This window comes from Streptomyces sp. NPDC020597 (assembly GCF_044335095.1).
GTDB lineage: Bacteria > Actinomycetota > Actinomycetes > Streptomycetales > Streptomycetaceae > Streptomyces.
Genome location: NZ_JBIRUL010000027.1, coordinates 24,991 through 44,165, shown reverse-complemented (window position 1 = coordinate 44,165; position 19,175 = coordinate 24,991). Strand labels below are relative to the sequence as shown.

At 71.3% G+C, this 19,175-nt stretch carries 15 protein-coding genes and 1 pseudogene; 3 read left to right on the top strand and 13 right to left on the bottom strand.

Features of this window, described 5'->3' with window-relative positions; translation table 11 throughout:
* Positions 1-548 precede the first annotated feature (548 nt).
* On the bottom strand, positions 549-1,742 hold the full coding sequence (locus ACH4ZA_RS32375; RefSeq protein WP_398432806.1) for an FAD-dependent oxidoreductase: 1,194 nt from the start codon (positions 1,740-1,742) through the stop codon (positions 549-551).
* A gap of 75 nt (positions 1,743-1,817) precedes the next feature.
* Here ACH4ZA_RS32375 and ACH4ZA_RS32370 point away from each other — a divergent pair, with 75 nt between their 5' ends.
* Positions 1,818-2,303 (top strand): MarR family winged helix-turn-helix transcriptional regulator, encoded by a 486-nt coding sequence (locus ACH4ZA_RS32370; RefSeq protein ID WP_398432805.1) that lies wholly within the window; start codon positions 1,818-1,820, stop codon positions 2,301-2,303.
* Positions 2,304-2,382: 79 nt separating this feature from the next.
* Here the strand turns inward: ACH4ZA_RS32370 and ACH4ZA_RS32365 are convergent.
* The 3 genes and pseudogenes from ACH4ZA_RS32365 to ACH4ZA_RS32355 all read right to left on the bottom strand — a co-directional run.
* Positions 2,383-2,638: pseudogene (locus ACH4ZA_RS32365) on the bottom strand (hypothetical protein); the annotation flags it as partial.
* Between the two features lie 21 nt (positions 2,639-2,659).
* Complete coding sequence (locus ACH4ZA_RS32360) at positions 2,660-3,646, bottom strand: trypsin-like serine peptidase (protein WP_398432804.1); 987 nt, start codon at positions 3,644-3,646, stop codon at positions 2,660-2,662.
* A gap of 54 nt (positions 3,647-3,700) precedes the next feature.
* On the bottom strand, positions 3,701-4,219 hold the full coding sequence (locus ACH4ZA_RS32355; RefSeq protein ID WP_398432803.1) for a hypothetical protein: 519 nt from the start codon (positions 4,217-4,219) through the stop codon (positions 3,701-3,703).
* 97 nt (positions 4,220-4,316) lie between these two features.
* Between ACH4ZA_RS32355 and ACH4ZA_RS32350 the strand changes: the two genes are divergently transcribed.
* Complete coding sequence (locus ACH4ZA_RS32350) at positions 4,317-5,006, top strand: SDR family oxidoreductase (protein ID WP_398432802.1); 690 nt, start codon at positions 4,317-4,319, stop codon at positions 5,004-5,006.
* Here the strand turns inward: ACH4ZA_RS32350 and ACH4ZA_RS32345 are convergent.
* The 5 genes from ACH4ZA_RS32345 to ACH4ZA_RS32325 all read right to left on the bottom strand — a co-directional run bounded on the left by ACH4ZA_RS32345 (position 4,942) and on the right by ACH4ZA_RS32325 (position 12,414).
* Positions 4,942-6,759, bottom strand: a complete 1,818-nt coding sequence (locus ACH4ZA_RS32345) for an ATP-binding cassette domain-containing protein (RefSeq protein ID WP_398432800.1) — start codon at positions 6,757-6,759, stop codon at positions 4,942-4,944. The genes ACH4ZA_RS32350 and ACH4ZA_RS32345 overlap by 65 nt on opposite strands.
* Positions 6,760-6,898: 139 nt before the next feature.
* Entirely contained in the window at positions 6,899-8,710 is a 1,812-nt protein-coding gene (locus tag ACH4ZA_RS32340; RefSeq protein ID WP_398432798.1) for an ABC transporter ATP-binding protein, read from the bottom strand.
* A 140-nt stretch (positions 8,711-8,850) separates the two neighbouring features.
* The gene (locus ACH4ZA_RS32335; RefSeq protein ID WP_020127262.1) at positions 8,851-8,976 is read right to left on the bottom strand and encodes a SapB/AmfS family lanthipeptide; all 126 of its coding nucleotides are present in this window, start codon (positions 8,974-8,976) and stop codon (positions 8,851-8,853) included.
* 129 nt (positions 8,977-9,105) lie between these two features.
* Entirely contained in the window at positions 9,106-11,760 is a 2,655-nt protein-coding gene (gene lanKC, locus ACH4ZA_RS32330; protein WP_398432796.1) for a class III lanthionine synthetase LanKC, read from the bottom strand.
* A 333-nt stretch (positions 11,761-12,093) separates the two neighbouring features.
* Complete coding sequence (locus tag ACH4ZA_RS32325) at positions 12,094-12,414, bottom strand: hypothetical protein (RefSeq protein WP_398432794.1); 321 nt, start codon at positions 12,412-12,414, stop codon at positions 12,094-12,096.
* 151 nt (positions 12,415-12,565) lie between these two features.
* Here ACH4ZA_RS32325 and ACH4ZA_RS32320 point away from each other — a divergent pair, with 151 nt between their 5' ends.
* On the top strand, positions 12,566-13,342 hold the full coding sequence (locus ACH4ZA_RS32320; RefSeq protein WP_398432792.1) for a hypothetical protein: 777 nt from the start codon (positions 12,566-12,568) through the stop codon (positions 13,340-13,342).
* A gap of 241 nt (positions 13,343-13,583) precedes the next feature.
* On the opposite strand, the gene ACH4ZA_RS32315 is transcribed toward ACH4ZA_RS32320, so the two are convergent.
* From ACH4ZA_RS32315 to ACH4ZA_RS32300, 4 genes are all read right to left on the bottom strand, one after another.
* Entirely contained in the window at positions 13,584-14,519 is a 936-nt protein-coding gene (locus ACH4ZA_RS32315; RefSeq protein WP_398432791.1) for an SDR family oxidoreductase, read from the bottom strand.
* Positions 14,520-14,802: 283 nt separating this feature from the next.
* Positions 14,803-16,071: an MFS transporter gene (locus ACH4ZA_RS32310; protein WP_398432790.1), complete on the bottom strand. Its 1,269-nt coding sequence runs from the start codon at positions 16,069-16,071 to the stop codon at positions 14,803-14,805.
* Positions 16,072-16,124: 53 nt separating this feature from the next.
* Complete coding sequence (locus ACH4ZA_RS32305; protein ID WP_398432789.1) at positions 16,125-17,237, bottom strand: DUF5937 family protein; 1,113 nt, start codon at positions 17,235-17,237, stop codon at positions 16,125-16,127.
* Positions 17,238-17,411: 174 nt separating this feature from the next.
* Entirely contained in the window at positions 17,412-19,136 is a 1,725-nt protein-coding gene (locus tag ACH4ZA_RS32300; protein ID WP_398432788.1) for an acyl-CoA dehydrogenase family protein, read from the bottom strand.
* Positions 19,137-19,175 lie beyond the last annotated feature (39 nt).

Below are 19,175 nucleotides of genomic sequence, written 5' to 3'. Positions count from 1 at the left end.
TACAACAGGGCGTGCTCGAGTTCGCGTTCCTTCACCGCCCAGGCCACCGCCGCGTCCACTCGGCGGGCCGTCTCCTCCCCCACGGCGCCGAAGCCGGCGCGCAGCCGGGCGGCGAGGCGGGGGCGGGCTCGGCGTGCACGGGCTCCCTGCGGGCGCCGAGCGGGCCGGGCTTGGCGCGCAGCAGCCCGGTGTACCTGCTCTCGCGGCCCGTGACCTTCTGTGCGGCGCGGGCGGGGATACGGCATCGGCGGTCGGCGGCGCGCGTCCTGCCGGTCGGCATAGTCGCGGAAACCGCCCTCCCGGGCGCCCGAACAGCTCAGGCTGGCCGCGAGGGGCCGGCTGCTGATCAGCGCGGCGGGCGCCGCCCGACCGCCCGCTGAGTGATCGGACCGGCGATCTGGCGGGCCGCTTCGCGGGCGGGGCGTCCGACGCCGATGAGACGTACGCCAGGCCGCCCCCGGCCACCCCGACGGCAACGGCAACGGTCGCCGGTATCCCGAGCAGGTCCGGTTTCAGCGGCGTCCGGCGGTCGACGCGTCGCGCGCCCCTCAGGCGGCCGCCGGGCGGTCCCAGTCGATGTGGTGGTCGTACATCCAGGCGTGCGATGCCGGGTTGGCGAAGTACCGCAGCGCGACGGGCATCATCAGGTCCCGCAGGACCCGGGCGACCGGACCGGCGGTCTTGCTGTTCGACAGCGTCCGGGAGTACGCCACCACCTTCTCCACGCGCGGACGGCGCAGGCGCTCGTACGTCGTGTACGCGGTGGTGGTGTCGGGCGCGTCACGCAGGCACTGGGCGAGTACGACGGCGTCCTCGACGGCCATCGACGCACCCTGGCCCGCGGACGGGGAGGTGGCGTGCACGGCGTCACCGATCAGCGCGACCGGTCCCCGGTGCCAGACCGGGCTGGTCGGGATGTCGTACACGGGGTAGGCGCCGACCTCCCCGACAAGGTGGTCGAGGACGCGTCCGATGACGGGTGTGTCGTCGGCGAAGAGGGCGGCGAGGTGGCGCCGCCACCTGTCGGTCGTCATGGCGGCCAGGTCCCGCAGGTCCGGTTCGCCGGGGCGGTGGAGGTTGGCGAACCAGTAGGTCTCGCCGGACTCGCGGACCAGATAGCCGAAGAACGCCCTCTTGCCGAAGACGAGGTGCTGGGTGTCGGTGGTGGGGGCCAGCCCGGCGCCCTCGCTGTAGCCGCCGACGCTGAGCAGTCCGGTGAAGCGGGGCGCCGGCGCGTCGGGGGCGAGGAGCGCCCGGGTGCGGGAGTGGATGCCGTCGGCGCCGATCAGGAGGTCACCGGATGCCTCGGTGCCGTCGGTGAACCGTGCGACCACCCCGGTAGGCAGGGTCCGGTAGGTGTCGAGGCGCTTGCCGAACACGAGGGGGATGCCGCACGCGAGGACCTGCGCGCGCAGCGCCCGCTGCAGCTCGCCGCGTCGGACGCACACGCTCACGGAACCGTCAGGCAGCCGGGTGCCGTTGGCGACCTCGCCAAGCCGCTTTCCCGAGCCGCTCGACAGGACCATGCGGGGAATGGGCACCCCGTCCACGTGACGGGTGAGGTCGACACCGATGGCGCGTAGCGCGTCGAGTCCGTTCGAGGCGGTGTTGAGGAACAACCCCACGTAGTCGTCGGGCCGGTCGTACGCCTCGTGGACCAGCGGCTCGATGCCCGCGCGCCGCAGTGCCAGGGCCATGGTCAGGCCGCCGATCCCCCCGCCGATGATCAATGCCGTCGTCATTGTGACGCCGCCCCCTTGGATGCTATCCTGTAACACACAGTTATTTAGTTCGTACGAACGAAATTTAAGAGGAGGATGGCACGGGTGTCAAGCGATGCGGATCGACGCGGCGAACTGCTCGCCGCGCTGCATCAGGCCGGCCGCGAGCACAGCAACGCGGCGGTGATGTTCCACGCCGCCGTCGGCGCTCGGATGGGCCTGGGCATGACGGAGGAGAAGACCCTCGATCTGCTGGAGCGGGAGGGGCCGTTGACCGCAGGCGAGATCGTCGCGCGCACAGGTCTGGCACCCGCGTCGGTGAGCGGGCTGGTAGACCGGCTGGAGCGCAAGGGCTTCGTCCGCCGGTCACGTGACCATGCCGACGGCCGCCGGGTCATCGTCGAGATCGAGCGGGACCGTGTGGCGAGCTTCGGCGCCCTGTTCGCCGACTTCGTCTCCGGCCTCGAAGCTCTCTACGCCGACTACACCGACGAGCAGCTCGACGTGATCCTCGACTTCCTCCGCCGGTCGGCCGCAGTCCAGCAGCGGGCCACGGGCGCATTGACCGGGGAGACCGCCTGACGACGCCCTCGACCGATCCCTCGCCCGCGACAAGGCCCAGCACCCGGCGGATGGTCCGCCGAGTACCGGGCCATGGGCCTCAGGTAGCTGCGTCCGGTCGCGACCACTGCTCGTCAGCGTCGCGTAGGTCCCCCTTCCCGCACACCACGCCGTCCCTGTCCCGGTCCAGCCGCAGCGGATCGCCCCTGCCGTTGACCTCAGGCAATCGAAGTCGTTCTTCTTCAGCCACGCGCAGCGGGCCGCCGTCGTCCTCTCGACCCCGCCGGGAAGGCCGTCGGGACGCAGACGTTCGCGCTGCCGTAGTGGCGGTCGCAGCCGGAGACCGTGGGGCTGACCTACTTGGGCCGCTCGCGTCCCTACGGCAGGGTGCGGGGCCGGGCCGGCGGGGAGCCGGCCACCGCCGCGTTGTACAGACGCTTGAGGTCGGAGCCGAAGTTCGGGCTGTAGGAGACGTCGGCGGTGGGCCCACCCGTCTTCCAGCCGCCTATGCTCCCCACCACCTCGCCCGTCCCGGTGCGCGCATCGAAGTTCGCCAGGAACGGGCTGCCGCTGGTACCGGGCCGGTAGTCGTTGCAGGCAATGCGGAGATACGACCCCGGGGTGTGGTCCGTGGGTGTGAACCGTCTCGTGGAGTTGGTGCAGGTCAGCGGTTGGCGATCCGAGCCCGGATAGCCGATCAGCCTGACACGGGCAAAGGCGTAACCGCGCCCGGTGGCCAGGGTGTTGCCGCCAACGACGTCCTGTACCTGTTTGCCGTCGTCGCGGGCATCGACCTGGACGAACGCGACATCCCACGGCGCGCCCTCGGCGTGCCCGCGGTCGTAGTAGCGCTGATCGATCCAGATCCTGCTGCGGTTTGCCGAGTCGGTGCGGACAGGGAAAATTCCGTGCGGTCGCGGGTTGGCCGCGGTCCACTGCGGCACGAACGCCATCGCATTGCTGCCGGTCCTGGAGTCCAGGCAATGTCCGGCGGTCAGCACGATGTTGCGGTGCGGGCTGTTGATCACGCTTGCGGTGCAGAAGTAGGAGCCGCTGCGGCGTTGCATATACATCCGCCCGATCATCGCCAGCCCGCCGAAGTGCGAGCTCGTCGGGTGTGCGCCCGTCAGGCGGGCGGGAAGAGCCCGCGGTGACGAGGGCATCCCCGGGACGTCAGGGAACGGCTTCGCCTCGGCCATACGCTCGCTGGTCCAGAACTGCCGTGCTGCCGCAGCCGTCCAGCGCGATGGGGTCGGACCGGCCGCCGCTGCACTGGCCGTGTCGACCACGGCGGTCGTTGTGATCAGCCCGGCGACCGCGCTGGTGGTGGCCAGGGCGCGGAGCACCTTGGTACGTCTGTTCACTCGGTGTGTTCCCCCGACAGGTGACCGGACATGATGAACCGACGATAGGGGCAATCACTCGATAGTCGAAATGGATGCCGGATGAGGTGGATCGGCACTGATGGCCCTGTCCGGGACGGCAGTTGAGACGATCTTGCCGGTGCGGCTGAGCGGCTGAGCGGCTGAGCGGTCGGCGGCCCGGTCGTAGCGAATGCGGCGACCGGTGGACTCGGACAGCGCTGCTGCGATGCTGGCGTCGGTCACGGCCTCCGGCCCGGTGACCTCGAGGATCTCTCCCTGGCTGCCGCCCTCGGCCAGGACGGCGGCGGCCACCGCGGCACTGTCGTCGCGGGTGACGTGGCCTGTGCGTCCGTCCCGGCTGTTGCTGGGCAGGACTCCATTGGCCACGGCCCGAGGGGCCACTCCGACCAGGTTCAGCATCTCGACCCACACCTTGAAGCGCAGCACGGTGAACGGCAGTCGGGATTCCGCCAGCAGCCGTTCGGTGGACCCGTAATAGGGGACGGCACGCGCCCGATACGACGCTGCGCACCGCCCCTGATCCGCACCGCTTTGCACGGGGGCACGGCGCACGCCCCCTCCCGCGCTGCGACCTCGTCGTGCGCCTGTGTGCCCTCAACTCGCCTGTGCGCAAAGGGATGTGATCAGTATTTAGGGTATGTATCAGGCTATGGGAGTTCACCTCATCACAGGTGCTGGTTCGGGGATCGGCGCGGCGGTGGCGGCGTCGTTCGCTGCCAGGGGGGAGGAGTTGTGGTTGCTGGCGCGGGACGAGGCACGGGCGCGGGAGCTGCGTGAGCGGTTCCCCGCGAGCCGGACGGTGGCGGCCGATCTGTCCGAACCGGCTTCGATCCGCGCCCGGTTGACGGCCGGCGCGCTACCCGAACGGCTGGATTCACTCGTGCATGCGGCCGGCGTGGTGGAGTCGGGTCGCGTGGACGAGTTGAGCGCTGCGGTCTGGCAGGACACGCTGGCGGTGAACCTCGTCGCCCCGGCGGAGCTGACCGGACTGCTGCTGCCCGCGCTGCGCAGGGGACGCGGCCATGTGATCTTCGTGAACTCGGGGGCGGGCGTGCACGCGCCGCCGCGGTTGAGCGCCTATGCGGCGTCGAAGTTCGGCCTGAAGGCGCTGGCGGAGTCCCTGAGGGCCGAGGAGTACGCGCACGGTGTGCGGGTCACCACGGTGTATCCCGGGGAGACGGACACTCCCATGCAGGTCAAGCTGCACGACCAGTTCGGTCTGCCCTATGCGCCGCAGGATCATATGCGTCCGGCGTCGGTGGCGGCCGCCGTGGTCATGGCGCTGGATGTTCCGCAGGACGCGACGATGAGTGATCTGATGCTGCGCCCGGGGTGTTGAGCCCTGCGCCGGAGCGGCGGACGCCGGTGCGGCCGGCGCCGGCGCCGTCGGCCGTGCCGGTTCGCCAGTGGCCCATCAGGTCGGCGTAGAGCGGGACTTCGGCGAGCAGTGCGTCGTGGGTGCCGGTGCTCGGCCGCGTTCCGTCCAGGAGGAGGACCCGGTCCGCGCCGCGGGTGAGGGACAGGCGGTGCGCGACGGTGACGACCGTGCCGGGCCGACGGCGGAACGCCACTTCCACCCGTCGTTCGAGCGCCGCGTCCAGGTGCCGGGTCGCCTCGTCGAGGACGACCAACCTGGCGCCGGACAGATAGGCGCGGGCCAGGGCGACGAGGGCGCGTTCCCCGCTGGACAGCGCGGCCGGCTCGACAAGCGCGTCGGCCCCACCGAGCCGCTCGGCCAACGGGTCCATCCCGAGTTCGGTCATCACTTCTGCCAGGGCGGCGTCCGTGGTGTCGGGGACGAAGTAGCAGAGGTTCTCGCGCAGGGTGCCCGCGAAGACGTAGGGGCTCTGCGGTGCGAGGACCCGGGCGCGGGCCAGTTCTCGCGGGGGAATGTGTTCCAGGGGTGCGCCGCCCAGGACGACCTGTCCGCGGTCGGGCGGCAGCATGCCGGCCAGCACCTCCGCCAGGGTCGACTTTCCGATGCCGGAGGGACCGACGACCACCAGGTGCTCGCCGTCGGCGATCGTCAGATCGAGCCCGTCGAGGACCGGTTCGGCGTCCGTGCCGTAGGCGAAGACGATGCCCGACAACGTCACCGAGCCGTCGCGGGGCAGCAGGGCGGACCCGTGGTCCGGACCGGGATCCGGGCGGCGGGCGGCCTCGGCGAGCCGTTCGGCGGCCACGGCCAGCCGCAGCCAGGACGCGCCGAGCCCCTGCACCAGCAGACGGATCGCGGGTTCGAGGGTGGCCAGGACGTAGGCGAGGACGCCCACGATCTCGCCGGCGGTCACCCCGCGCGCGTGCAGACGCGGTGCGGCCAGGACGACGAGGAGGAGGGGGCTGTGCGCGCCCAGGGCCACGATCAGCCGCCGCAGCGCGCAGACCGCGGCCAGGGCTCTGGAGGCTCGAAGATGCCCGCCGACCGCGTCGAGGGCCTCTCGTTGCGCGTGGTCGTGCGCCCCGCAGGCGACGATGTCGCGCAGGGCGGTGACGGTGGCGACCGCACGGCCGGCGAGTGTCTCCTCGGCGTCGAAGGCCGCCCGCTGTCTGCGTACGGTCGCGGGCGCCAGGACGGCGAAGAGGACGAGGGCGACCAGGAGAGGTGCGGCGACCAGGGGGGCGGCGGCCGGTGAGAGGACGGCGGTGCCCGCGATGACGGCCGCGACCGTCAGGACGAACTGCCACAGCAGCATCAGCTGCCCGGCCAGTGCGTCGCGGACGGCCTCCACCTGCCGGGTGAGGCGGGCCACGGCCACGGCCGCGCCGTCGTCGTGAGCGGCGCCGGGGGCGACGGCGCGGTGGAGGACGCCCGTGACGACGTCCCGCAGCAGCCGGTCGCGCAGCGGCTCGACGATCTCGGCCAGCCACGGATAGCTCTGCCGGCTCGCCCAGGCCCCGCCGAGGGCGCTCAGGGCGAACACGCCCAGCGCGAAGGCCGCCGTGCGGGGCCGGTCCATCAGGAAGCCACGGTCGACGGCCCAGGCCAGGGCCTTGCCGCAGACGAGCGCCGGGGCGGCGGAGAGGAGGGTCCACCAGGTCAGCCGGAACGCGGCGGCACGGTTGGCGGCGAGGGCGTGGCGGAGCAGGCGCACGGCCGTTCCGTGGGCCGCGGTGAGAGAGGAGGCATGCGGGGGATGCGGGCGGGACGTTTCGGCCTGGTCGGCCGCAGTGGGAGTGCGTCGATGCGTCGCCGGTCCCCGAAGGCGTTCCCCGCGCGGCCGGTGCTCCACGTCAGTCATTCGCGACCTCGTTCGCAATCGCATCCGCGTCCTCGTTCGCGCCCTCATCGGCGTCCTCCAGGCCGTCGAACAGGGTGCGGTAGGCCGGCAGCCGCCACAGTTCGCGATGGGGGGCGAGGGCTGCGATGCGGCCCTCGTGCAGCCATGCCACCAGGTCGGCGCGGGCGGCCGTGGCCGTGCGGCGCGTGACGACAAGCCGGGTGCGGTCACCGTACGAGTCGTCCAGGGCGCGAAGAACCGCGGCCTCCGTGGCGGAGTCCAGGCTGGAGGTGGCGTCGTCCAGGACGAGCAGGCGGCTGTCGCGGGCCAGGGCGCGCGCCAGCCCGAGGCGTTGGCGCTGGCCGCCGGACAGCGGCGCGTCGGCGAGCGGGGTGTGGTACCCGGCCGGCAGTCGGCGCACGAATCCGTCGGCCTGCGCAGCGCGTGCGGCCGCGTGGACCCGCTCTTCGGGAAGTCGCCCGACGGGGCGCAGGGCGTCCAGGACCGTGGGACCGGTGAGCTCCGGGTCGCAGAAGGCGTAGGAGACGGCGGCGCGCAGGTCGGCCGGACGGATCTCGTCCAGGGGCATGCCGTCGAGTGAGACGACGCCCAGGTCCGGGGCTCTGAGTCCGCCTGCCACTGCCGCGAGCAGGGACGTTCCCGCGCCGGAGCGGCCGACGAGTGCCACGTGCCGCCGTGCGGGCAGGACGAGGTCGAGTCCGTCGAGAATCGCGCCCCGCGGGGTGCGTACGGTGATGCCGCGCAGCTCGACGCGTCCGGGCCCCGGGGGCAGACCGCGCAGGCCCGGCGGATGCCGGGGAACGGCGAGCACTTCCAGCACCCGCTGGTGTCCGGCGCGGGCGCGGGCGAGGTCCAGCAGGCTCTGGGCGGTACCGAAGCCGCCGAGCCCCAGCGTCGCGTATCCGAGGGCGGCCACGAGGTCGCCGGGATCCAGGGCGCCGGTGGAGAGTTCGTAGCCGGCGACGGCCATCACGGTGATCTGCGTCGCCGGAGCGAGCAGCCCGGTGGACCAGGCGACGCGGCGCTGGCTGTCCCACAGGGCGCGTCCGTGCCGGCCCAGCTCGGGCAGCGGCGCCAGGACCCGCTCGATCTCGCGCTCGACGGTTCCGGCGGCTGCGATGGTGCGGTGACCGGCCAGGGCGTCCAGCAGCCGGGCCGCGACGGCGGCCTGCGCGCTCTGGTAGCCCTCGCCGCGGCGCACGGTGCGTCGCAGGTGGCGGCGCAGCAGCAGCCAGCCCGCGGGCGCGGTGATCAGGAAGGCGGCGGCGAGTTCCGGGGCGAGGAGCCCCAGGGCCAGCACGGAGCCGGCGGCCATGGCGAGTTGGGCGATGGCGTAGACGGCGGCCTGGGCGCTCAGGCCGGCCTCGCCGGCGCTCGCGGTGAGACGGGCCACGAGCTCCCCGGTCGAGGTCGGTCCGGCGGGGTGCGGGCCGAGGTTCATGACGTGTCGCACCAGCGCGGAGCGCAGTCGGGCGGTCGCCTCGGCGGTGGCTCGCGGGCCCGCGTACTGCGCGAGGATCTCGCCCGCTGTGAGCAGACCGAGGACGACGGCGACCGTGAGGAGGCCCTGCCCGGCGCCGGTGGACAGGGCCTCGTCGACGGCTGCGGCGAGAACGGTGGGCAGGACCAGCGCGGCGACCGAACTCACGGCCACCGCGGAGGCGAGGAGGAGGGGCCACACCCACGGCCGGGCGCAGTCCGGTGCGGGGCTGCGCGGCGTCCGGGCGCTGCGCGCGGCGGCGGTCCAGGACGTACGATCGGGGGTTGCGCGCCACTGCGGCAGGTGGCGGCGATCCTGTCCCATGCTGGCTCCTACGGGCGCTCGTCGTAAGGTCGGCGGGGCGGCACAGAACGCCGGCCCGGGCTGTCCCTCAGCCCGGGCCGGCTCTGTTCAGCGGGTCGGCTCACCCCACCGCGGGGAGGGGGACGACCCGGGCGGTGCGGTCAGAGGCACAGCAGCGTGCTGACGGTGCTGTTGGTGCAGTTGACCGCCGACAGGGAGCTGAGGACCGACAGGTACTCGGTGGTCTCCTCGGGCGTCTCCAGGGCCTGCAGGCTGAGGATGGACATGGTGATCTCCTGTCACTGTGATGGGTGCTTTCCGGCGATCGCCGGAAACTCTGGGCCGCGACGTCGGATGTCGCGGGGGCCGCGGCGGTGCGCGGCGGGCAGACCGTCGTGGACGGGCCGCGGGAGAGGTCAGAGCGCCGGCAGCGGTGCCTGCGTCCGGGTCTGAGGCTGTGTTTGCGTCTGCGTCTGCGTCTGGGGGGCCTCGGGGGCCGCGACTCGGCGTCCGGTCCAGAAGGGCAGCGCCGGCGTGTCGGCGAGAGCCGATCCCAGCGCCAGCAGGATGCCCGCGGAGCCGGTGGCGAGGTCCATCGACAGGCGCAGCAACTGCTCGCCGGGAAAGGCCGCGTGGCCTTGGTGGGGGATGAGATGCCACACGAGGCGACGGATGTGCCGTCGGATCACCGGATCGTCGTCGCCGGTGCCGGTGCCGGTGCCGTCGCGGAGCAGTTGGAGCAGCAGGATCAGTCCCGCTCGTCCGTTGAACAGGCCGGGCTGCACGATGAACTCGGGCTCCGCCGCGCGGCGGATCTGCTCCAGACTGCGTTGTCGTCCGGTATCGGGACGGTGACGCAGTGCCGCGTGCAGCGCGGCGGCGATGCCTGCGCTGCCCGTCTCCAGGTAGGGCAACACCCGGCTGCCTTCGTCGACCTGGAGGGTCCCGTCGTCGCCCAGTACGCAGCGGGCGAGATCGAGGCGCAGAGCTCGCTCGGCCAGGTCGAGCAGACCGGTGTCCCGGGTGCTGTCGTACAGGCTCAGGAAGAACAGGGCCGCGCCGGACGGGCCGTGCAGGAGTCCGGGACGTGTGCCGGACGCGGGGGCGGCGCCCTCGGCCGGCAGCCGGGCCGCGAGACGCTGGGCGACGTCGAGTGCGGTGGCCTGCAAGGAGGCGTCGCACACGGTGTCGGCGAAGTGCAGCAGCGTCAGTCCGATGCCGGGCAGGCCGCCCGCGAGGTCGCTGCCCTGTCCGTCGAGCGGCTCCTGGAGCAGCCGGTCGAGGAGGTTGTGCGCCTGCTGGGTGCAGCCGAGGCGGTCCAGGGCGAACGCCACGCCGTGGGCTCCGGTGTAGAGACCGGGCCGGCAGGGTCTGCGTGCGACGGCTTCCAGCAGCCATTCGACGTGGTCGCCGGCGACGGGCGCTCCCACGGTGTGCAGAGCCCACAGCACTCCTGCGGCGCCGTAGGCGAGGCCGAGTCCGTCGTGGGTGAACTGGGCGGGGTCGCCCGGGAAGAGGCGGTCGGTGCGCTCCGGAGTGGCGCTTGCTCCGATGGCCGCGGCTAGGGAATCCCTCAGGGCGGGCCAGTCCGCGCGATCGCCGCTGAACAGTTTCGCCAGTCTGCCGAAGTCCGTTTCGGCGTGCGACGCCGGAAAGGAGGGCGAGGCGGCCGGCGTCGGGGTGGGCACGCTCGGCCGGCCGTGCTCCGCCGCGGCCGGCAGCGCGAAGCGTCTCCAGGCGGCGTGGGTCAACTGGTCGCGTTTGCCGGTGTCCAGCGCGGTGAGCTGGATGAGCGGCATGAAGATCCACAGCCGGAGGGCGTCGAGGGCGTGGTCGTCGATCGCGTACCCGCTGAGGTCGGCGGGGGCTGCGAAGCCTGCCGCGCCGAGCCCCGGTCTGACGAAGTCGTCGGCGGGCGAGGCCAGTTCGAAGTCCACGAAGCACACCTGGCCGTCGGGACGGACTATCAGGTTGCGCGGGTGGAGGTCCCCGAAGACGACGCCGCGGGCGTGGATGGCGCGCAGCCCTTCCTCGATCTTCGCGAGGACGTCCAGTGCCTCGTCCCGGAAGCGTTCGATCGCTCCGGGCCCTGGGTCGGGATGAATCAGGGGGTAGCGTCGGCCGAACCATCTGTTCAGCGGCTCACCGGGTATGTACTCCTGTACCAGGAAGTGGTGTTCCCAGGCGATGTGGTAGCCGAGTGCGGCGGGAACGAAGGGCACGCCCTTCAGCCGGTGCAGGATGTCGCGCTCTCTGCCGAGCCGCGACACGGCGTCGTCGCCGCGCTGATCGAGACCTGCGTCCGGGCGGGCCTCCTTGAGGACGACCTGGTCGCCTCCGGAGGCGTGTCGTGCGAGGTAGATGCCTCCGCCGTTGGAGAAGTGCAGGGCCCGTTCCACGGTGTAGGGGAGGTCGGCCATGCTCGTGGCGGCCCGGTCGGCGAGTGCCTGCGCCAGCACAGCGGGGACGGGGGCCCAGTCGGGCACCTCGAACACGGCGCGCCGTACGTCGGGGCGCAGACGGCCGGACGGTTCGCGCAGGGCCAGGACCAGCTCGCCGCTGTCCGACCGGCAGAACTGCTCGGTGAATCCGCCGTAGCGCAGGTACAACGGCCCGTTGCGCCATCGCAGATCGCTCAGGATGTACGGTCCCCGCAGGCCGGCCAGCGCCTCGTCGAGGTCGGTGAGACATCGTTCCAGCTCGGGTTCGTCGACCGGGTAGAGGGTCATGAACTTGCCGCTGGACCCGCGTGAGGCGTACTTCGCGTTCTGCGTCTGCACCAGGGCGGGACTGCGCAGGAACTTGTAGGCCACGTTGTGCTGGAGGCAGTAGGAGCTGACGACGGAGAGGATGTGCTCCGCGTTGTCCAGGCAGGCCGACACATGGATCTTCCAGCCCTGGTCCGGCAGTTCGACGGCGGCGGGCGTACGCCCCACCCACACCTCTCTCGCGGAGCCGAGCCAGCCGGCAGGTAACGGCTCCCCCACCGCGGCGAACTCCTCCGAGGTCGCCCACCGCACCGGTGAGTCGTAGAACGTCTTGTCCGCGTACGAATACGCTTCATAACGCATGTCCATAACGTCCCCCAACTCGGCGAAAGAGCCTTCCCGGACGAATGCAGTACGTACGGCGTACCTGTCCCACTTCCTTCGGAGGTGGTAGGGTGACCGCTTTTTTGTCCTGCGATGTGAAGGTAAGGTACGGCCGACTCCGCTTGGCAGAGCGCATTCGGCGCGCACCTCGGGGCGCGCGAAGCCCGGGCGCCTCGCCGGCGCGCCTTCCATCACACCGCGCATATGCGTTCGAGCTCTGACAGGGGCAAAGACCTGGCGGCGGTGTTCGGACACATCCGCACCGCCCGCCGGACTGCCCGCCGGTCCGTGCCGGCGGGCAGTCCGCAGAAGTCACTTCCTGCGGAGCGCCGCGAGCGCCAGCGTCATGCCTGCCAGAAGCAGGAACGCCACGAGCGAGGCGAAGAAGACGACTTCGATCCAGTCGGCGTTCGCACCGGTGAGCGTGCCGTCGGCGGACGCGCACGCCACCTCCGGCGGAAAACTCTGCCGGCGCAGGTCACTGCAGGAGTTCGGCAGATCGTCGTGGACGACGTAGGCGTTCACCCAGCACAGCGCCCAACTCACCACGGTGGCCGTCAGCGAGGCCAGGGAAGCGGCCCACAGTGCGGTCGGCCGGTTGGTCGCCTGGGAAGCCGTGGGAGATGCCGTCATGATCGGAGCGTACCTGCCGCCCTGCGGCCCACTCCCCCGCCCAGGGCACGATGCGCGGTGAACTTCCCTCGTTCCGCCGGGTTTCGGTACCGTCCCAGCCTCGGTGCGATCACGAGGGGGACGGGTGAAGGGTGCAGGCACGGAGGCAGAGATGCCTGAGTCGAGCTGTCTGGTCGGCGGCTGGCTGGTCGGGTGCAAGAATCCGATGCAGGTCGTGAGCAGCGAAACCGTGGCACTCGCCGAGGACGGCCATCTGCGAGTGACGGCAGACGAAGACGGCTACGTGATACTCCCCGGCACCCGGTCCACGGCCGGGCTTCCCCCGGACCGAGCCGTCCTGCTGGACGCGATACTCGGCAGGGAAGGCGAGCTGCGGCTCCGGCGCGAACCCGGTCCGCCCGCCTCCCTCCGCGGTACCAGGATCAGCCTCGCGCAGATTCAGCAGGGCGTCACCAAGGCCGTCCGTGAGCGCGGCTACTTGGCCCGGCAGTACTACGTGCTGTGCAGCATGGCGATTGCCGTACTGGCCGGTGTGTTCCACCTGTGGAGGGGGAACACCTCCACAGCTCTCCTGCTGGGCATGGCAGCGGCCTTGCTGGGCGCCGTGTCACTCCGGAAGCCTCATATCAGCAAGGCCGGAAGCGCCGAGCAACGGCGTCTCCTCGCGCTGCAGGCCGCCCTCCGACGTTCCGGCGGGCCCGCACACGCAGGGGCGGACTCCCCGCTCGTCCATCGTCTGCTGCCCTGGGCCGTCCTTCTGCTCGACGGCGAGGATTTCGGCCGTTGGTACGCCGACAACATGCTCGACGTCGAGTTGCCCCGGTGGTGGGAGCAGGAACCGGACGGCCAGGACCCGACCTTGCGGTTCGTCTCCCAGGAAGGGATGAAGGGTCTCCTGCATTCACTGCTGCACCAGGTCGGCCCGTAGTCGGACCGCGCATCCCGGTACCCGCCTTCTCCCCGGCCGAGCCGTCACCTCAGCATCGGCTCCGCAGCTCCTGCGTGGCCCGGCGCATCTCGTCCGCCAACCGTGTCAGGACCTCAGGGAGCGGGGTGTCGTCACGCTGAGTCCGACGGTGTGTCCGAGGGGTTCCGTGAGGTGTTCGGCCCCGGCCCGAGACCGCGGGTCCGGTCAACGCCTCCCATGACGCCCGTGCGCGGTCTGTGCGTCACCGGTAGCCGGTCGCGTCCGCCGGCTTGCCCGCGTCGGCGACCTCGACCAGGTAGCGCCAGCAGTCCGGTCGTGACCCGTCGAGGTCGGTGAAGTCGTATTCACGTGCGAGTTGCCCGCTGGACAGCGACCGGCCGTTCCAGCGGGCGACGTCGGCGTCGCCGGCCAGCGCCGCGACCGCGCGTCCGACGTACGCCGGGCTCTCCGAGATGCAGAAGTGCGGCACCTTGGTCAGCGCGTCACGCCAGTTGTCCTCCGTGACGCCGAAGGCGTCGAGCATCATCTCTGAGCGCATCCAGCCCGGACTGACCGCCACCGCCGTCCCACCGTGCGGCCTCAGCTCGTGTGCGAGCACGAACGCCATGCGCAGCACGCTGTTCTTGACCAGATCGTAGAAGTACGAGTTCCGGTAGTTCGCCGCGTTGTAGGCAGCCGTGCCGTCGGTCATCTCGACCACGAGGCCCCCCGGTCGCCGCACCAGCAGGGGAAGCAGGAAGTGACTGGTGATCGCATGGGTCTCCACGCCCAGCCGGAGCAGCCGCAGCCCGTTGTCGAGGTCGTGCTCCCACACCGGCTTATCGAACTCGAACAGCCGCTCGCCGCCCCAGACGTTGTTGACCAGGACGTCGAGCCGCCCCTGTTCGTCGCCGATGCGCTCGGCCAGCGCCCGTACCTGCTCGGGCACCAGGTGGTCGGTCGGCACCGCGATGCCTGTTCCGCCCGCTGCGGTGACGAGTTCCGCGGTCTCCTCGAACGTCTCGGGCCGGTCGTATTCCGAGCGTCGGGACGCGGTGGTGCGGCCGGTGACGTAGACCGTCGCGCCTGCCGCGCCGAGCTGGACGGCGATGCCGCGCCCGGCGCCCCGCGTGGCGCCCGCGACCAGCGCGATCCTTCCGTGGAGATCCGGTGTCGAGGTGTCGCGCATCAATCCCATGAGTGTCCTCTTCTGTCGCTGCGGTCCGTCCGCGTCCGCCCTCGGCGCCGTCCGGTGACACCATGCTCACCCCAAAACCCGACAGGGCGTGTCGTATTTCTTCACGCGTCTCACCGACGTGGGCGCGCCTGCCTCGTCCTTCGACGGTCCTTGGGCTGCTGGTTTCCGTGGAGGCCCTGGGGCCCGCCCTCGCGACACAGGCAGGACTGCTTGATCCCGCCGAAGGGCGCCGCGGTGGGGCGGAGGCCGCGCAGGGACGTCGCCGAGCGCTTCCCCGTCCCCTTCAGCGCGGCGAAGAGCCTCCCCCTTCGGGCAAGGGGATGAAGCCGCGGTGGTCTCGATCCGAAGTGCCCGTCCGGCCGTCCGGCAGGCCGGGCTGCTTGGCCGTCGTCGCGGCGAGGATCGTGGCGGCCACCAGGGCAAGGGCTACCAGGGCTGCCCCCGACAGCATGAAGGCCGCCCTCGCCCCGACCAGGGAGATGGTCGTCGACGCGATGAACGGGGAGACGGCGAGGGCGCCGGCGATGCCTGCCTCCCACAGACCGAGCGCCTTGGCGAGGTGGCCGTCCGGAATGCGCTGCTGCACCAGTGCGATCAGCGGGATGTCGGTCAGCGCGGAGGCGAGCCCAGTCAGCGCGAGCAGAGCGGCTGCCACGATCGGAGAGGTGGCCAGGCCCAGCGGAAGCCGGAAGACACCCAGCAGGGCCCAGGCCAGCACGGCGGCCAGCGCGAGTCTGCGGATCGGAACCCGGGAAAGGAGGAGGGCTCCGGCGACCTCCGCCAGCCCGGCGACGCCCAGCAGCAGACCGTACTCGCCGCCCTGTCCCACCAGGGCCACCAGGCCGACGGTCAGGAAGCCGCTGGTGAGGGTGAGAGCGAGGACGAACGTCACGATCACCAGCAGTACGTCCGGCTGGGAGCGAACTGCTCGCAGGCCCGCTGCCAGGTCGGAGCGAAGCCCCGCCTGACGGCTGCGGACGGGAGCACGGACCCGGAGTGCGGCGACGGCGGCCGCCGAGAGCAGGAAGGTCAGTCCGTTCAGTGCCACAGCGGCCGTCAGGGAAGCGACGGCAAGCACTGGCGCGAGCACCAGCGGACCCACGAAGAAGGCGGCGCGGAAAGCCACTTGCAGCAGTCCGTTGGCCTGCTGCAGAAGTGCGGGCGGCACGATCTGCGGCACGATGGCGTTGCGGGCGGGAGCGAACGGCGCTCCGACCAGCGCCAGCAACGCTGTCGCCGCCACCAGCACGGTCAGGTTCATCGATCCGAACGCGAACAGACCCACGGCGACGGCCACCAGCGCCGCCCGGAGCAGGTCCGTGAGGATCATCAGACGCCGCCGGTCGTAGCGGTCGGCGTAGGAAGCGGCGACGAACGTCGTCAGAAACGCCGGCGCGTACGCGGCCACGGTGACCAGCGCCACGGCCGCCGGATCATGGGTGAGCGACCAGGCCAGCCAGGCGGTGGTGGCGGTGAACATGCCGTCGCCGAAACGTGAAATGCCCTGACCTGCGAACAGAAGCAGGAAGTCCCGGTCCTTCAGGAGTGTCATGCCCCCTACTGTCGGAACGAGCGGCGCACCTGATCAACTGATTGAGAATGACGCTAATCAGTGGGGTCGCCGGCGTGCAGGAAGGCCTCCAGACTGGGCGCGAGGGCTGCCACCTGCTCCGGGACCAGCCGGTACAGCACGTAGTAGCCCTCGCGACGGCGCTCGACCAGACCTGCCTCGCTCAGCACGCGCAGCTGCTTGGACAGACCGGCTTCGGTGATGCCGACGAGGGGGGCGAGCTCCTGCGTGCTGCGCGGTTGTTCGGCGATCAGCCGCAGGGTGCGCAGGCGGGTGTCGTCGGCCAGCGCCCTCAGGATTCCCGTGAGTCGCGCCGGGGGGATGCGCGGGCGGGCCTCCCGGGCGATGGATGACGCGGGAAACACCAGTCCGAGCGGCCAGGGGCCGTCGCAGTTGACGCGAACGTGCGGCCATACGTAAGCGCTGGGGGCGAGGACGAGCGGCCTTTCCGGGGTGATCTCGACGTCGTGATCGTGCGGTCGTTCCAGCCGGACCCGTCCGGCCTCGGGGTCGCTGCGCACCTCCGGCCACAGGCCGCGGAACAGGGCGTACAGACCGTGCTCGGCGATCTGCGAACCGGCCTCGGCGACGCTCTCGGCGAGAGCCGGCTCGATGCGCAGCCACTCGTGGGAGAACGCTTCCTCCCAGTAGTGCTCCAGCATCCGCAGAAACCGCTCCAGCAGCGCGGCGGGCTCATCGAGCAGCAGCCCGGCCAGCCGGTGATCGCCCGCCGCCCCCGCCAGATCGTCCAGTCGACGGCGGACCTCGGGTTCGTCGAGGGCGGCGGGATTCCTCCCGGCCCCGCCGCCCAACGGCTGACCGCCCAGCGCGACGGCGAACTCCAGCTGCACCAGCTCCGGGTCGACGGAGCGCAGCCGTCGCACCTCGTCCTCGAAGCCGAGGAGCTCTCCCGTGGGCGACGGGAAGAAGAACTCCGGGAAGTAGGACCGGAAGGCGAAGGAGAACGCGTCGATCTCGCGTTTCAGCGCCGGCGACAGCCTGCGCATGGCCCGTACCCAGGCGTGCTGGACGGGATGGTGCTTGGGTTCCACCAGCACGTGCAGGCTCAGCACCGCCTCCATCGACGGCGAGTACGAGAACCCGACGAGTTCTGCGCCGGTCGCGGGGATCCGGAAGGTGATGGTCATGGTGACATCATCACCACGACCCCCACCGGGCGGCCGCGTCGAGCGCCGAAACGCGACGGCGTGCCTCGACGCCCCCGGCGGACGCCTTCCGCGACCCGCTGAGTCGACGTGCTGCGTCACCTCGGCTCAGCGGCACGGCCGGCCCTGCTCGGGACGTCCCTCGAGTCCGCGGTCTCAGGGCATCATCTCGTACGTGCCCGACAGAGCCTCGACACGCTGCCAGACGCGTTCGGAACGCGTCGCGTCCACCACCGGGCGCCTGACCGCGCCGAGCGCCCAGAGCTGCTGCCCCTCGGTCGCGGAGTCCTTTCCGTGCAGTTCCACGGCGTGCGCGGAGAAGTCGCGTACGAGGACGGCGAACAGCTCGTCGAGCACGTCCTCGTCGAGTCCCGTCAGGGCTGCCTGTTCCAGGACCAGCTGCCCGTGGACGACAAGCGCGAACAACTGCCCGACGGCGAGGAGCAGGTCGAGGTCCCGGGCCTGCTCCTCGTCCGGAGCGGCCGTGCGTACGAACTCGCAGAGGGCGTCGGCCTGTTCACGGAACCGGCTCACGTTGGAGAGGCGGGCGTACGCGTCGAAGGCCGGCCGCCAGTCGTGGAAGCGCACCGAGCCGAGGCCGCGAGCCGGGCCCTGGCGGAAGAGGAAGTCGTCGTCGGCCGCTTCGAGGCGGGTGGGGACGGGCGGGTAGGCGACCGGGTCGAGGAGGTGGTTGCGCATGAACTTGAGGATCAGCGCCAGGTTGACGTGGACGGTGCCCTCCAGCTTCGGCAGTCCGCGGATCTCCACGGCGGCCTGGGCGAAGTAGTTGTCCTTCTCGAAGCCCTTGGCGGCGATGACGTCCCACATCAGGTCGATGACCTTCTCGCCCTCGGTGGTCACCTTCATCTTCGTCATCGGGTTGAAGAGGAGGTAGCGGCGGTCGTCGGGGCCCGCGGTGCGGAAGTAGTCGACGGCGCGGTCGCTGAACAGCTTCATCCCGACGAGCCGCACGTAGGCGTCGGTCAACTCGCGCCGCACGTGCGGGAAGGCGGTGACGGGACGGCCGTACAGGATGCGGTTCCGGGCGTGGGTGACCGCCTCGTACATCGCGTGCTCGCAGATGCCGATCGATGCGGTGCACAGGTTGAACTTGCCCACGTTGACGGTGTTGAGCGCGGCGTCGAAGGCGGCGCGGCCGGTGTGCAGGACGTCGCCCTCGGCCACGGGGTAGTCCTCGAGGCGGAACTCGCTGACGAACTTCGAGGAGTCGACGACGTTCTTGACCAGGTGGTAGGCCGGGTGGCGGCTGTCGGCGGCGAAGAACACATAGCCGTCGGGGCCCTCGACGTCGGTGCGGCGGCCGAACACGGAGACGAGTCCGGCGGCGTTGCCGTTGCCGATGTAGTACTTGGATCCGGTGGCCCGGAAACCGCCCGCGCCGTCGGGCTCCAGGAGCATGTCGGTGGAGTAGATGTCGGCGCCATGGGACTTCTCCGACAGGCCGAAGGCGAACACCTCACCCTGCGAGAGCAGTTCCGCGGCGCGGGAACGGGCGGCTCCGTTGTCGCTCTGCCAGACCGGTCCGAGGCCGAGAATCGTGACCTGCCAGGCGTACCAGTAGTCCAGGCCGTAGAAGCCCAGGATCTCGTTAAGGGCGGCGATGCGGGCGGTGTCCCAGCGCTTGTCGGCCTCTCCCTCCGCGGCGGCGGAGGCGGGAGTGAGGAAGGACGCGAAGAGCCCCTCCTTGGCGGCGAAGGCGAGGAAGTCGCCGAGCCACGCGCGGCTGCGGTAGTCCTCGATCAGACGGCGCTTGCCGCGCTCCTCGAACCAGTCGACGGTCGCGCGCAGCAACCTGCGGGTCTCCGGGTCGAAGTGCGCGGGGTCGTAGGTGCGCGGGTTGAACAGCAGCGCGTCGGCCATGGATGCCGCCTTTCGGCTGAGAGGAGTGGGTGTGGTCTG